The organism is Dyadobacter jiangsuensis, from assembly GCF_003014695.1.
Lineage (GTDB): Bacteria > Bacteroidota > Bacteroidia > Cytophagales > Spirosomataceae > Dyadobacter > Dyadobacter jiangsuensis.
Window position 1 is genome coordinate 183,106 of sequence record NZ_PYAS01000007.1, and the last position, 15,254, is coordinate 198,359.

A 15,254-nucleotide genomic window follows, 5' to 3' on the forward strand; every position below is an offset into this window, starting at 1 on the left:
TCCGGAACGTTTCTCCATCGTTAGCCGAAAGTCCGGCCTTTTTAATCAAAGTATTATGAAGAAACAAGCTGTCACCACGCCGGGTCCCGCCGTGTTAGAAAAAAAGCGCCATTTTCAGCATATTATCCAAAAAATGATGGATGATAAAGATGCTGTTAACCGGTTCTTAGACGGCGAAATATCCGGAGAACAACTACATGCACGAGGGATTAAATTTATTAAAGCCTTATAGCTATTGGGAAACGCAATCCGGCGGCGAGGTTTCCTATCGGTTTTCTACAACAACCAGTGTCGAATACAGCTGCTACTTCTTGGATGCGTCCGGTTATTTCGAGAATTACCCGGCTATTGCCCGCAATGTGGTAACATTTGGCTTTCGTGTGGTGCAACCGACTCCATTTTTCAGGCCCCAATACGACATTCGCATCCGCGATACCATCTTTGATATACTTTATAAATCAACTTTACTGCATCCCGAACGGAGCATTTTTATCATGTTCGATACCCGGGATCGCAGGCCTCGTCATCGCAAGGTAGTATTTGGTAAATGGTTCAAAGAATTTTGCGCGATCTCGAATCTTCGTATCACCCGGTTATCCCTGACAATCCCTTCCGACGACGATTATTCTAATGTGCACATCTGCCTGTTCGTACCGTCGAGCTCGCCAGACTTAATATCCATTAAACACGCGTTCATAGATATACGCGACGAGCTCATATCAAAAGGTTATCCGCCATCCACTGACTACCAATGCAAAGAGTAAAGCCGGACACCCAAATGCCCGGCTCTGCTTCCAGTGAAGTGATCTCTTCGTGCTGCTTGCACACCCTTACGGAATTTTGCCGGGCGTTGTGGAACTGCCGGGCACGGTCGACGACGGTATGGTTGTGCTTTGAGGTACCGGCGTAGGATCGGTGGTTGTACCGGGGATGGTGCTTCTCGGCACGTTGCTATTGTTCGGGTTTGAGCCTTGCTGCAAGTTACCCGGAGTGTTGGTACGCGGTACGGCGTTCGGGTCGGTCGGGGTTACGGGAACCGTCGATGGCTGCGTCGTACTCGGCGTAGTCACGCTGCTGGGTACAGTGCTCGACGGTACGGTCGAAGGCTGCGTTGTGGGTGACGGTTGTGTTGCCGTGCTTCCCGGCCTTGCAGCACCCGGCAGGTCGGATGGTTGTACAATGGCACCTGGGACGGTTTTAGGCTGCGTCGTATTTCCCGGATAAGTCGAAGGCTGCGTGGTACTCGGAACCGTAGCCGGTTGGGTACTCGAAGGCGCAGCGGCGCCCGGCGTCGTTGCCGGCGTGGTGGTTTGTGCAAAAGCCGTGGTACTGCCGAAGGCCGCTCCTCCGATAATAGCCAATGCGATGATATTCAACTTTAAAGCTTGCATGACGATCTATATTTAGTTGATGAATCTTTTTTCGTTACGTGGTCGTATTCGGAAAAGAATCGTACCAGAAGCATCCTGGCAGGCATCCAGTTTGCAGCCGCCCTTACGCATTTCGGGGGCGCTCAGTTTGTCTCAAACACCCCCGAAAATAGACGCTTTTACACTCTTTCTTTCCACGATTTATTCGTGAGTTTTGTATAAAACTAAATCCAGAAACGAATGGAAAAGCAATTGGACACCATGGCCAGCCGTTTGGAGGAAAGCCTCGCCACCCACCGGATCGTATCCCAGGAAGAATGGACGAAAGCGAGGAAGGATCTGCTCAAAAAGGAAAAGGAACTTACCCGCCTCAACGATGAACTTGCCCGTCAGCGACGGGAGCTGCCCTGGGTGAAGGTCGACAAATCCTATATTTTCGACAGCACCGAGGGAAAACTCTGGTTATCCGACCTTTTTTACGGCAAGAGCCAGCTGATCGTATACCATTTCATGTTCGCCCCGGAATGGGAAGAAGGTTGCCCGGGCTGTTCTTTTCTTTCCGACCATATCGACGGTGCCAACCTCCATTTGCAGCACCACGACGTCTCGGTGGTAGTCGTCTCCCGCGCCCCTCTCGAAAAGCTCCTTGCTTTCAAAAAGCGGATGGGATGGAAATTCAACTGGATATCATCCTATGGCAGCGATTTTAATTACGACTACCATGTATCGTTCACCAGCGAGCAGCTCAAAAACGGCACGATTTACTATAATTTCGAATATGCCAAGCACGACGAAGGCACCGAATCACCGGGAACCAGCGTGTTTTACAAAGACCGGGCAGGCAACATTTTCCACACCTATTCCAGCTATTCCCGAGGCGGCGATATCCTCATCGGCGCACATAACTACCTCGATCTCACCCCCAAGGGGAGAAATGAAGACGGTACTATGGACTGGATGCGCCACCACGACAAATATGAAGATTTCAAAGGCGATCAGGGCAGCTGCTGCCATTAACAGCAGTTTACCCCTCCTGTTACGCTACGTAATGGTCAGAATACTCGAAGCGCTCCTGAAACTAACAGGAGCGCTCTAACTTCCTTTTGCCTCCCCTTCCTCCCTTTCCTCCTTTCTCCCCTTCCTCCCCTTCCTCCTTTCTCCCCTTCCTCCCCTTCCTCCTTTCCTCCTTTCTCCCTTTCCTCCATCACAATAGTAAAACGCAATGCAAAATGCCTTTACAGCATGAGAATCAGTGATATCTCATACATCCTAAACCTTACGAAGAAGCATTGCTTCACCCTTTTATGTTTGGAATTAATCAACTCCAAAAACACAGGAAGAGCCTGATCATTCTTCCTGCTATCGCTGCATTTGCCGGACTGGTAGCCTATCAGAACCGGGAACAAACCGACCGCTCCTGGGGCATTTACAAAGCCGACGCCGCGAGTACCAGCTACTCCGCTCTGGATCAGATCAACACCACTAATGTAGGCCGCCTGCAACTCGCCTGGACGCATCCCTACAAGGATATGAAGGACGGCAGCCGTGCCGGCAGCAGCGAATGCAACCCGATTATCGTCGACGGCGTGATGTACACCACATCCGCGAAACACTGGGCCTATGCCATTAACGCTCAAACCGGCGAGGAGCTATGGGCGTTCGACCCGTTCGATGGAGCGGAGGGCGGCGGAGTAAGCCGCGGGGTTACCTATTGGGAAGATACGGGGCAATCCGGCACGCCGGATAAACGTATCCTCTTCACCGGAGGCGATAATCTTTTCGCGCTCGACGCACGTACGGGCAAACCCATTCCGGAGTTTGGGGAGAATGGCCGTGTGAGCATGAATATCGGCCTTCGTGATGATCCGGCGACTATTTCGGTCATACCGACTTCGCCCGGTATCGTTTACAAAGATTTGCTGATTATGGGCGCCGAAGTTTCCGAACTGTACGGCGCTCAGCCCGGTTATATCCGCGCTTATAATTGCAAAACCGGGAAACTGGAATGGACCTTCCACACTATCCCGCTACCCGGCGAGCCCGGTTACGAAACCTGGCCCAAAGACGCCTACAAATATGCAGGGGGCGTCAACGATTGGGCCGGAATGAGCCTCGACACCCGCCGCGGCATTGTGTTTCTCGCATTGGGTTCACCATCCTACGACTTTTACGGGGCCGACCGAAAAGGCAATAATCTTTACGGCAATAGTGTGGTGGCCCTCGATGCCGCAACGGGCAAGTACATCTGGCATTACCAGCTCGTCCACCACGATTTGTGGGACTACGACCTGCCCGCACCGCCTAATCTGGTAACCGTCAACCGCGACGGAAAACAGATCGACGCCGTCGCTCAGGTCACCAAGCATGGGTTTGTATTCGTTTTTAACCGCGAAACCGGCGAGCCGCTGTTCCCGATCGAGGAACGGAAAGTGCCGGCCTCCCGCATACCGGGAGAAGTCGCATCCCCTACCCAGCCCTTTCCATTAAAACCGAAGCCATTTGCCCGGCAATGGATGACCGAAGCGGACCTGACGCATTACACCGATGCAGGCCACGATTCGATCGCCAAGAAATTCCGTTCAATGCGTTACGAAGGTTTGTTCACCCCGCCCGATCTCAAAGGCACGTTGATGCTCCCTGGCTCCCGCGGCGGTGCGGAATGGGGCGGTGCCGCATACGACCCGGCTTCCACCGTGCTTTTTATCAAATCCAATGACTCCCCTGAGATCCAGTCGATGAAAAAAGTGGACCTGGAACAGGAGGCCAAAGACCAGACGGTTTACGATCAGGGCAAGACATTATATATGACCTATTGTGTGGCTTGCCACGGCAAGGACAAAAATGGCGATGAACCGAATTACCCCTCGCTCATCGGTCTGCGTAACCGTATGACGCGCGAAGCTGCACTCGACAAAATCAAAAAAGGAGGCGGCAAGATGCCTGCATTTGCCTCAGCGATCAAAGGAAAGGAAAAAGGCATGATCGCATTCCTGTTCGACCGCCCGCAAAACTCAGCCAAAGTAACCAAGCAAGAAACCGGCCAAACCCTAAAGGGAGCCGATAAATACCTGAATCTAACTGCCTATGGCCATTTCCGAGACCCGCAAGGGAATCCGGCATTGCGCCCACCCTGGGGGACACTCAATGCGATCAACCTCAGCACGGGCGACTACGAATGGCAGATTCCGCTCGGTAATGACGAAAAGCGCCAGGAAAACGGAGGACCCGAAACCGGCCAGGAAGGCTCTGCCGGACCTATCGTCACCGCCGGTGGCCTGATCTTCATCAGCGGCACCCAGGACCGCAAACTGCGCGCATTCGACAAGAAAACCGGCAAGCTCGTCTGGCAAACCACCCTCCCGGGCGTCGCCAACGCAACCGCCTGCACATACATGAGCGGCGGCAAGCAGTACGTGGCACTGTCCGTCGGCGGCACGAAGGGAAATCCATCAGGGTCGGTGATGGCTTTCAGGTTACCGTGACACGATCATGTGGGCAAGACTCTCCGCTTTCATGTCTGTTTTGATTTTTTGCCAAAACTATCTACCTTTACTATACAAATGATAGTAATATACAAAAGGTTAGTAATAACCTTTTGGTTAGCAAAAAATCAATATGGCATTCACTCATCACAACGGAGAAAGGCCCAGCCCGGCGCAATGCTACAATAAACTCAATGCGGCAGGTGATGCACTATATGTCATCGGGGGCAAATGGAGATTACGGATCATCATCGCGCTTTCCGAAGGGCATAAACGATTCAATGAAATCCAGCGTGCGATGAACGGCATATCGGCGCGGGTACTCTCCAACGAATTGAAAGAACTGGAAATCAACGGATTCGTCACGAGAAAAGTGTATACCGACTTCCCGGTCTCGATTGAGTATGAACTGACGCCTTACAGTGACACGCTGTCTCCGGTGATCGAGTCGCTGATCAACTGGGGAGAAATGCACCGCCAACGGATCATGCACGCAGAGAAATCGGAAGAAAAAAACGCTACTGCTCTGGCAGAGATACTGTAATGTGCCACATATCGCCCGAATTACTCACTTTTTCCGTCCCCCACACTCCGGGGCCGCCGTCAGGTCGCAGGTAGACATTGAACACCAGTGTGCTGATCTGTGAGCCTTTAACGAGCACACTACCGCAAGCCGCGCCACTATCGCAGTTGCCGGTGATCGGTGTTTTGGAATGCAGTATTTTCGTTTTCGTCATGTCGATCTGCATTTCTTCACTGCCCGACAGCTTCGTCAGGCTCAGCGATGGTGTTTGCAATTCAAGCTCAGTTGCGAAACCGAGGCGTTTATCACTGAAATTAGTGGTTGCACCGAGGCCGATGAACGAAATCACCGGATCGTCCACCGGCTTGCTGAATTGCAGCCGCAGTTTCCCGTAATAGTAACGGCTGGTATCGGCCCTGGGCGCATTGGCAGTGAGCAGTGGCTTCGCTGAGAGAAATATTTGCAATCCCGCATTCATAAAGAGATTGACCCCTTTCCCCATGGGCCCCTGCGGATGGGCTGTGAAGATTTTCCGCGCCGTATCGGCATAATAGTAGTTGGTATTGATCACCGGTACCGAACGCACATGCGTGCTGCTAGCGCCCGATGCTGCACCGAAAGTCATGCCCGTTACGTGCTGGGGCACATTAATGTACAGCTGATCATCGAAACTGAACGTGACCGACAACTCCGATTTCAGCTTCTGGAAATAAATCCCCTCGTCGGTACTTCCATTTTTATTGTAAAAGAAAGACATGGTCTGAGGAATGGAAGTAGGCCCTTTCGGAACTGGCAGCGGATAGCTGTTATTGACACCGTCCTGAACCAGCTCGTAGGTACTCAGCACATTCGCCCCCTGGCCGAGGGAAGTGCTGACGGAGCCGGCGATGAGAACGCATGTGAGCACCGACCTTAATGATGATAATGAGCATGTTAGCATGTGTAGAAAATTAAGATACGTTGAGACAAGTGCCGGCAATATATCATTTATGAATGAAGGCGCCCACTGATCCTGGCGCACAGTTCACATTTTAACTGGATAGTTCAAGTTTATCTCCACATCTTACCATCCAGCGCGTCAAAAGTCTGCAACATCAAACTAAGTAATTGATTATTAATTAAATGTAATGCCTGCATTATTTTTCCTCATCAGGAAGAGTTTACGGCTGATGCTGTTTTTTTTATGGCATGTCCTTTACCAAAACGTTTCGTGCCCACTCGCGATCTGAATCACGCCATCCGTTTTTTAATAACTGTCAATCCAAAGGGCTGTCCTGGACGTAAGTGGTGTATCAAACTACATAACTCAATCACGTTCCTATGAAATTACTCGACTTTTGCCCGAGGCCGGTAGTTACTGCCCTTGCCTTCATCCTTTTGCTCTCGATGTATTCCTGCGACGATCACCGCGTACCGCCCGCCGGCCCATCACTTCCCGACAGGATTTTCTACGCATTGTCGGATAACAACCAGCTACACGAGATCAACATCCGAAACACCGCTGCACCGTTGCGCTCATTTGCCATAACCGGCCTCGAACAGGGCGATATGCTCAAAGGGATCGACTTTCGACCCGCAACAGGACAGTTGTACGCGATCAGTTCGATGAACAACCTTTACCAGGTAAATACCAAATCCGGCGATCAGGAAGGGAAAGCCACCCGCATCGGTAGTGCACCCATTGCCGCCGTGCTGAACGGCCACGTGGGTTTCGACTTCAATCCGACCGTCGACCGCATCCGCGTGGTGACGACTTCCGCCCAAAATCTACGTCTGCACCCTGAAACCGGCGCCATTGTTCCGGGTGATTCGCCATTGAATGGTTACGCTAACCCGATGATCGGCGCGGTAGCCTATACTAACAGTCGCGCAGGCGTTACGGCCGCTCCCGGGGGCGCTGGGACGACGCTTTATGACATTGACCCGAATACCGATATGCTGTATATACAAAACCCGCCCAATCCCGGTGGTTTGGTTCCGGTTGGCCCGCTGGGATTGAACATCCAGGAAATAGGCGGTTTTGATATTTCTCCCGACGTAAGCCCTTCGGACGTTTACCCTATTGCCTCCGTAAAATTCGGCGATAAATGGGAACTGGATTTCGTAGATCTGGCTACCGGAAAACTCCAGAAGCTGGGGGATTTCCCGACCAATGTGAATATAACAGGAATCGCCATTCCGCCGCTACCGGTGGCCTATGCATTGACCGACAGCGGCATGCTGAAAATCTTCAACCCGGAAAACGGCATGGAGTACGGCACCAAGGCAATCCCGGCCATTCCTGGCGTAACATTACAAGGCATCGACATCCGGCCGGCCAACGGCAGGTTGTACGCATTGGGCGACAACAGCAAAATTTACGGCATCGACCTCGGCAGCGGAGCTATTACTGAACTGGCAAGTCTGAAACTGGCAGACAACACCCCCGTAATGCTCAGCGGAACCTATTTCGGCGTCGATTTCAATCCGGTAGCCGACCGTCTGCGTGTGGTGAGCGACAATGGGCAGAACCTGCGCATCAATGTGAATGATGGTGTCACAATCGTGGATCAACCGCTCAAAATCGGTATGGCCGGTCCTACCCCGTTCATTACTGCGGTAGCATACACCAACAGCTACCCGGGCACAACCGCCACGACACTCTTCGACATTGACAGCCAATCCAACACGCTATACATACAGACACCACCAAACAACGGCGTTCAAACCGATCCTAAGCCGCTCGGCATCGACGTGGCCCCGGGCATCGGCTTCGACATCGGTAATGTTTCCGGCAAAGGGTACGGTCTTTTCACCGTAGCAGGCACCACCAGCTTCTACACCATCGACCTTTCATCCGGCGCCACTACGCATAAGTTTCCATTCAGCGGGCCGGTTAAGGGGCTGGCGGTTGGATTTGGATTGTAGGTTTTCGGGAATTTGAAAGCAGCCGCCGTCCGGCGTTAACGGGCGGCGGCTGTTGTTCTAAGATGCGCTACCGCGGCTCCGTAAAAGCTTCCTGGACGTAGATGTTTGAGAGAATGAACTTACAGTTAGTGTAGGTAATGGTGTCTACTGACTCCCTACCATGTTGGCGCTTATTGATCCGCACAAATCTTGCCGCTAGGTGCCCCTGCATCTCATTCTTCTTGGAATCGTAGTACAAGACTTTGAAATTGTTCGACGGGCCTTCCACAAGCCTGTAAATATCCATCCGGACATCGTCCCCGGGATAAGAGCTAACATTCAGGCTGGCAGTGATTGAATCCAAAGCGCATACCATGTTTTTGCGATGGCTAACCGTGCTGTCGGTCAGCGAATAACTACCGGATTTGGTATGAAAATAATTCAGATACAAAAGCTGATATTCATCTTCTTGAATTTTTCTCACCAAAGCCAGCCCTATCACGTCGCCCTCACAAAGATCTTGCCGCACGATCGCACCATTCCAAACCGCCATCCCCGTTTTGAAGGGCACACCATTTACTTCGCCCATAAACACCTGATTTACCATATGTGGCTTTATGGGTGGCTCTTTTTCACAGGATAGCAAGCCGGAAAGAAATAGTATAAGAATATAACTGTGTCGTTTCATCATTTTAATAGGCTATATCCATGCAACGGGTCATTTAAGACCTGAATGTCGGAACGAATCTATAATGGTTTGAAAAAGCTAGTAACAGTCGCCCGTTTGGGTTCAGGCGACTGTATCTCCTATGTAAATCCCCTACCGTGGCTCGGTGAAGACTTCTTGGACGTGGATATTTGAGAGAATAAATTTGCTGTTTGTATACGTAATCGTGTCTACTGCCTCTCTCGCATGCTGGCGTTTATTAATCCGCACAAACCTTGCTCCGAACAACCCCTGCATCTCATTCTTTTGGGAGTCATAGTACAAAACCTTTAAGTAGTTCCATGGTCCTTCGAGAAGCCGATAACTGTCCATCGAGACATCGTCTCCCGGGAATGAATCGAAACTTAAACTGGTTGTGATCGAATCCAAGGTGCAAACCTGCTTGTCGCGATGACTATTGGCACTGTCAGTTAATACGTAGTTTCCTGGTTTGGTATGAAAAAAATTCAAATGCACGATCGCATATTCGTCGTCATCAATTTTCCTAACCAAACTCATGCCTATCACGTGCTTATCACACATATCCGTCGTTATAGAAGCACCATGAGAAACCGTCATCCCGATTTTGAAAGGCACCCCATTTACTTCGCCCATAAATACTTGATTCACCATCCATGGATCCATAGGGGGCTGCTTTTCACAGGACAGTAGGCCTGAAAGCAATAGTGTAAGTAGATAGCTGTATCGTTTCATGGCTTTGATGCGGGTTGGTATATGACCTTTTTTCGAATAACCTGACTCCCAAATTGTGCGGTTACGATGTATACTCCTTGCGCCAGCCCCTTGTCCGCCAAATCGAGCGCAATCACATTTCGCCCCGCAGAACACCGAAAAATTTGCCTTTGAACGTGCACTCGTCCACCAAGGTCTACTAAGCTAACACCAACCTCCGTAGCTTTTTCGGCACTAAAAATGAGCTCCACCCGACCGGAAGTGGGATTGGGTTGCACGACAGCTTCTCCACTTTCAATTTCAAGTGAATCATTCTCCTTTTGTCCTTCTCGATATCCGCCGTTAGGATCGTCGTCTACCCAGATTTGCATCCAGTTCTCGACGGTCTGTCCGTCCGAAGAAGTAATCTTCAATTTCAGATAAAACTGATGGTTTCCATTGTGGTACAATCCGACGTTATGAAATTCTCCCGTATCATTGCCCGAGTAGTTAATACCATCGGTAGATTCCTTCCACAAGTAGGTGTAAGGTGCCTTTCCACACCTTGCAACGGCCTCATACGTATAGACCTGATATTCATACCCGCTCGACGGCCCATAAACCCAACCGTTCAGGACATTGGGCTCGGGGCGAAACGCCTTCACAATCGAGGCTTTGTCATTCATCACCTTCGCGTTGTTGTGGGTGGCATCCCCCATTGGTGAACCTGCAAAGGTTTTGTTCGGGTTAGAATAGTAGAAGATTTTACTTCCCGGCGCAGTCCCGCTCGCTACTAGCGTATTGACGCCAGAGAATATATATCCCTGCGCATACGGTAATCCGAAATTTTCATTCTCGTGATTACACCCAAACAAGTGGCTTAGCTCATGCGCTCCAATTACCGGGATGTTTGGGTTCGACAAGCCTACAATTGCAAAACTTCGGCTACTATTAGGATGGTGATAAATGGTTGGGTCCGGAACTCCTCCCGCTTCTTTGTGTCCCTCCCAGCAGAACAATAATACAAGGTCTGCTTTATGTTGATTGCATAAGTTCTGCACGGAAGCGGTATTACTCAGAGCCAGGGCGTCAATTAGAATATTATTATCCTTACTTAAGAAAGTAGTCTGTGCCACCCCAGCCAGTTCTATAAGCGCAGTACCCGCCACCCCGCTATTTGTTACCGTCTGATTGAAAACATCAATGGTATTGTACGCATGGTTGCTGGCCGAAACCGGGCTCACATTGTTGCCATACAGAAAGAGCACCCGAATGCTACTCGTACACGGCTCGATCTTCGCATTGTCGCCCGGCTTTCTTCCACTTTTGTCTGGATCAACCTCGGGTTGGATTTTTTGCATTGCCGAGCCAATCCCAGATCCGCAAAAGTTTGCTTTACCGGCATCGTTTTCATGTCCCAGCAAAAGCTGACCATCATCGCCCAGGTCGCAGATTTCATAGGAACGCTCCGGTCCCTGGATTATGCCTCCCTTCATGCCGCTGCGGGAGGTGAGTAGTACGGATAGCAGGCTCTCCCCAACCGTTCCGTACACCTTGTAATTCTCCGCATCGGAGTATTCAATGGTTTTGATGTGGACTTCATATTGCTCCCCGGTGCCCGGGATCGTAATCGTCAGGCGATTATTGGATAGCGCTTCCGCAATGGGCCGCATTTGCACTATAATCGTTTCTCCCGAATACCGCCTGTTGTTAGTCAGGCCGTCGTACCGCTCTTTGCCGTTTCTGGAAAGGCTTTCATAATCCGGCTTCCCCGGCAATAGCAGATCTTTGGATTCCTGCGCCCAGGCGCGTGTGAGCGATGCGCACGCAATGGTTATGCAGCCCAGCCATACCGCAAAAACGCGGAAACGCAATACGCAATCATTTGTTCGAAGAAAGTCCATACGCATACCTGTTCTGTTTAAGTTCCAGAAAAAACATATCGAGAAGGACCCGTAGCGAGCCACGGCAGGAACGGAGTAGGTATGTGCCCGGCTATACGCCGACCATTGTTCTTCGAATTAAATGGATATTTTTTTCAAACCAATTGGGAAGGGAACGCCGATGATCAAGTAACCGGGATGAATTATCAAGCAACGTTATTTTGCCTTTTATGACACTTTTTCCTGCAAAATCTTCACCACGCTTTCCTGTAACGGTGGATGCAAATCGGCAAGCAGCCACCAGGTATGTATTTTGGCACCGGCATCGACCAGCTTCCGGACTACTTCGAGATGGTGTTCGCGTGCGCCCTCGTGAGCCGTGGCCCAAAGTGTCTGGTCAAGCACCGTGCCGCCAAACTCATTGCGGGCTTCAAGCGGGGCTTTGCGCGAGAGCAGCAGGTCCATCACTTCGGGGTAGCCGAAATAGCCCGCCCAATGTAATGCAGTCCAGTCGCGATGGTCTTTAGAAGCAGGGCTCACGCCCTTTTCGAGCAGGAAGCGAACGGTTTCCACCCGGTTGAGCATAGCGGCCCACACAAATGCAAGCGCGAGGTTGGCTTCGGGTGTCGGGGCGATTTTCAGCCATTCCACGCGGGTTAGCGGCGCGTCGGCTTTCAGTTTGCCGTCGTCGCCGAGATAGCCCGCGAGCTGAGCCGTTTTTCCCATCGCGGCGGCAGTTACCACGCTATCCACCCTGGCGCCTCTCTTCACCAGCACCTCCGCCGATTTTGGATAATGAAAGTAAATGGCCGTCATCAGCGGCCCGCAATCGTCGCGGACACCGTTGATCGCCGCACCATAATCCAGCAGCTTTTCCGCCAGCGCCGTTTGCAGGCCTGCCTGGGAGGGGTGCGCGCTCGATACTAGTAATTCCAGCGTCGTACCCCATTTGGTATCGTAGGTATTCGCCAGGGCATCAGGCACTGCCCCTGCCGCGAGTAGCGTCTCTGCAACGTCGAGCCCGTTCTGCGGGGTTACCTGCCTGAAATTCTCCGTCCCGTTGGCAGCGACATAATGCAGCAACGTAGCCTTGTGCCCGCGCGACGAGCGCTCGTGTACAATGGCAGGATTCGCTTCCAAAAGGGATTTCAGCAGGGGCAAATCTCCCTGCACAACGGCGTCTACTGCCTGTTCGAATTTCGCAATCTGCGATCCGGGCTCTTTCAGGTCGGCCATATGCCGCAGAAACGCCGGCCAGTCCTCGAAACCATGCTCTCTGGCCACCACTGCCCGGGCATCATCAAGACCGAAATTGGTATCCGGGCGGTTTAGCTGCGTTAGTCGCTCCGGTTCGGGATGGTATTTCCGAATGTATTTAACAGAATCTTTATGGACGGACCGGCAGGCATCTGCCAACGCCGCGGCTTGCTTTTCGTAATATTCCGGGGCCGGATCGGTTGTGAGAGGGATGATATCGGTCGTGTTCATAAGTTCGGTTTGGTAGCAGCTGAAACATAAGACAATTAGTGTGTTTTTGAATAAAATACAAAATCCGGTTACTGACCGTATCCGCATTGCTTCCACGCATCTGAAATCAGAAAAGGCACCGGCCTTTTGAACGGACCAGTGCCTTCTCGCATTGTCTTTGCCGCTTCCTGATTCACCGAACCACGAACGACCATTTAAGGCCTATCTATCTGTCTACGGTGATATGTTTTTGCATTTCAACCTTCCCGTCGGGGCCAGTGACCGTGAGCACATAACTGCCAAGCGGCAACGCGTTCGTCGCCACTTCCATCTGTTTACCGGTGGCGGTGGTGCGCTTCACGGTTCGTCCGGCGCTATCACGGATCAGAATGATTGCGCCGGGCTGGATGTTTTTAAGGACGACGCGCTCACGTGCCGGGTTCGGAAATACAATGGCTGCCTCGTTTCCTGCCCTTGTGATCGACTTCATCGAGGAAAAGCTGATTGTACCATCAGTATCAACCTGGCGGATCCGGTAATAGGAAATTCCCGGAAGCGGTGTGGTGTCCAGGAAGTCGTAATGCTGCTCGATGGATGCATCACCTTTTCCTTTTACCTTACCCAAAGCTTTGAAATTCCGTGCGTCGGCACTTCTTTCGACTTCAAAGTAATCGTTGCGTACCTCTTCGGACGTAGACCAGCCCACACGCACTGCGGATTGCTCCACTTCCTTCAATTCCAATTCTTTAAATGTCACAGGAAGTACTGCACAATCTTCCGTTGAAATGGAGGTGATGTTGGCGTCCATCCAGGCCAAATGACCGAGCAGCCAGGTTTTCAGGTACTGGACCTCCTTCGCATAGGTATTACCGGGCAATGTATAATGCTCGTTGAACATCACGGCCGTTTCGAGGATATTCCACTTCGAAAAATTACGTTGCATAGCATTCTGTGCCGTCAATTCGGCCTGCTTCTGGTCGATAAAAGCGGAGATCGATGCGTCGCTCCACTGCGTCTGCCGGAGTTGCTGGTAACGGCCCATGAGTTTACCTTTGAAGTAACAGTCGGTAAGCAGGCGCGCAGGCCAGAAAACAGTCATAGGCGGACGATCCGTACAATAGATATTGAACTGCCAGGCCCAGGACCCCGTCGGCAGCACCGAAAGCTCGTAGCACCACTGCTGGTTCCCCATTGATTTGTCAAAATCCCAGGGGGCCCCCATGACGATCTGGCCGCCTTCGTCGTTCCGCTGTTTGTACAGGAACGTGCTCGCCCGCCAGTTGTCGGAGTTCTTGGTGATTTCCTGCAACAGCAGATAATCGATGGCCGCATCTTCGTCCAGGAGCGGACGGTAACCGTTTACGGCATCCTTGTAATTCGGCCCTGCCAGTATCTGCTCGAAATTATCAATGTGGTTTTTGATGTAGTTGAACTGCAAATCCCGGTTCGCAATGTTGGTATAGTTGTGCAGCTTGGGATATTCAACATGGAAAAAAGGATGCGGCTGTGCAGGCGCATTGTTGCCGGCAAAACCCGATGTCCATTTCATGTCTTCATCTTCCCCCACCTGCAACAGATAGCCTCCGTTGATTTTGGTGGGATCAGTGTCTGTTTCGGATAGCTTTTTGATATTGATCCGATTGGAATTCCGTTTGACCTTTTCCATCAGAATATACACCCCGTGGTAGGACATTCCGCCGATTTCATTCTTAAACACCTCCACATAACGCGTCCGCGGCGAGTAGCGGCCCGTGCGCGTGTACATTTCATGCGCAAACACATCACGGATGAACGATTTGTCGCCATAGCAGGCATTCAGTACCCAGTCCGATTCGGCGGGCATACCGAGCAACGAAGCGTCCACGCCATTGCCGCCGGCGTCCCTGATTTCGACGCTGTAAGATTTTTTGTCCCAGAAAATAGAGGTGTTCCCACGGATTTCAATGCCGATATCACTTTGAAACTGGAACACGTTCGAGCCGGAGTTAATGTCGTACGAGTGAATACCACTGCCGTTCGGTTGGGTAATCTTGAATGATGCGGTGATTTTGTTGTCGTTCTCGATAACCGCGCCATTCGTATTGATCACAACAATGGGCAGGTTCGACGTGATAGAGGTTTGGGCAAGGCTGGTGACTCCGTAAAGTATCAGCATTAAACAGCCGGTGCAACGGATCCGGAGAGCTTGTAGAATAGAGGCCATAAACGAACGTTGATTAACTTAATGATTTATTAATATATAAATATAAAAAGTTAACAATCGCT

Annotated in this window: 13 protein-coding genes; 6 read left to right on the top strand and 7 right to left on the bottom strand. The window is 51.2% G+C overall.

What is annotated here, in order from left to right:
* Positions 1 to 55 precede the first annotated feature (55 nt).
* Positions 56 to 232 (top strand): hypothetical protein, encoded by a 177-nt coding sequence (locus tag CLV60_RS34250; protein ID WP_170118784.1) that lies wholly within the window; start codon positions 56 to 58, stop codon positions 230 to 232.
* Entirely contained in the window at positions 198 to 764 is a 567-nt protein-coding gene (locus tag CLV60_RS16000) for a hypothetical protein (protein ID WP_146151558.1), read from the top strand. Before CLV60_RS34250 ends, CLV60_RS16000 begins: the two co-directional genes overlap by 35 nt.
* Positions 765 to 830: 66 nt before the next feature.
* Here the strand turns inward: CLV60_RS16000 and CLV60_RS34255 are convergent, their stop codons facing one another.
* Positions 831 to 1,391 (bottom strand): hypothetical protein, encoded by a 561-nt coding sequence (locus CLV60_RS34255; protein ID WP_170118785.1) that lies wholly within the window; start codon positions 1,389 to 1,391, stop codon positions 831 to 833.
* A 219-nt stretch (positions 1,392 to 1,610) separates the two neighbouring features.
* Here CLV60_RS34255 and CLV60_RS16010 point away from each other — a divergent pair, with 219 nt between their 5' ends.
* From CLV60_RS16010 to CLV60_RS16020, 3 genes are all read left to right on the top strand, one after another.
* Positions 1,611 to 2,387 carry a DUF899 domain-containing protein gene (locus CLV60_RS16010; RefSeq protein ID WP_106596380.1) on the top strand — a complete coding sequence of 259 codons (777 nt, stop codon included), beginning with the start codon at positions 1,611 to 1,613 and terminating at the stop codon, positions 2,385 to 2,387.
* A gap of 287 nt (positions 2,388 to 2,674) precedes the next feature.
* Positions 2,675 to 4,852, top strand: coding sequence for an outer membrane protein assembly factor BamB family protein (locus CLV60_RS16015; RefSeq protein WP_106596381.1), 2,178 nt, complete (start codon positions 2,675 to 2,677; stop codon positions 4,850 to 4,852).
* A gap of 133 nt (positions 4,853 to 4,985) precedes the next feature.
* On the top strand, positions 4,986 to 5,396 hold the full coding sequence (locus CLV60_RS16020) for a winged helix-turn-helix transcriptional regulator (RefSeq protein WP_106596382.1): 411 nt from the start codon (positions 4,986 to 4,988) through the stop codon (positions 5,394 to 5,396).
* Here CLV60_RS16020 and CLV60_RS16025 read toward each other — a convergent pair.
* A complete protein-coding gene (locus tag CLV60_RS16025; RefSeq protein WP_229210995.1) occupies positions 5,371 to 6,282 on the bottom strand; it encodes a hypothetical protein in 912 nt (303 codons plus the stop codon). The two genes, CLV60_RS16020 and CLV60_RS16025, sit on opposite strands and share 26 nt — an antisense overlap.
* Before the next feature lie 413 nt (positions 6,283 to 6,695).
* Between CLV60_RS16025 and CLV60_RS16030 the strand changes: the two genes are divergently transcribed.
* On the top strand, positions 6,696 to 8,282 hold the full coding sequence (locus CLV60_RS16030; RefSeq protein ID WP_106596384.1) for a DUF4394 domain-containing protein: 1,587 nt from the start codon (positions 6,696 to 6,698) through the stop codon (positions 8,280 to 8,282).
* A gap of 67 nt (positions 8,283 to 8,349) precedes the next feature.
* Here the strand turns inward: CLV60_RS16030 and CLV60_RS16035 are convergent, their stop codons facing one another.
* The 5 genes from CLV60_RS16035 to CLV60_RS16055 all read right to left on the bottom strand — a co-directional run bounded on the left by CLV60_RS16035 (position 8,350) and on the right by CLV60_RS16055 (position 15,144).
* Entirely contained in the window at positions 8,350 to 8,850 is a 501-nt protein-coding gene (locus CLV60_RS16035) for a hypothetical protein (protein ID WP_146151559.1), read from the bottom strand.
* Between the two features lie 231 nt (positions 8,851 to 9,081).
* On the bottom strand, positions 9,082 to 9,681 hold the full coding sequence (locus tag CLV60_RS16040; RefSeq protein WP_146151560.1) for a hypothetical protein: 600 nt from the start codon (positions 9,679 to 9,681) through the stop codon (positions 9,082 to 9,084).
* On the bottom strand, positions 9,678 to 11,543 hold the full coding sequence (locus CLV60_RS16045; protein ID WP_170118786.1) for a T9SS type A sorting domain-containing protein: 1,866 nt from the start codon (positions 11,541 to 11,543) through the stop codon (positions 9,678 to 9,680). The genes CLV60_RS16040 and CLV60_RS16045 overlap by 4 nt, the downstream gene beginning before the upstream one ends.
* Positions 11,544 to 11,750: 207 nt before the next feature.
* A complete protein-coding gene (locus CLV60_RS16050; protein WP_106596388.1) occupies positions 11,751 to 13,010 on the bottom strand; it encodes an ankyrin repeat domain-containing protein in 1,260 nt (419 codons plus the stop codon).
* A 205-nt stretch (positions 13,011 to 13,215) separates the two neighbouring features.
* Positions 13,216 to 15,144: a CotH kinase family protein gene (locus CLV60_RS16055; RefSeq protein ID WP_170118787.1), complete on the bottom strand. Its 1,929-nt coding sequence runs from the start codon at positions 15,142 to 15,144 to the stop codon at positions 13,216 to 13,218.
* Positions 15,145 to 15,254: the final 110 nt, after the last annotated feature.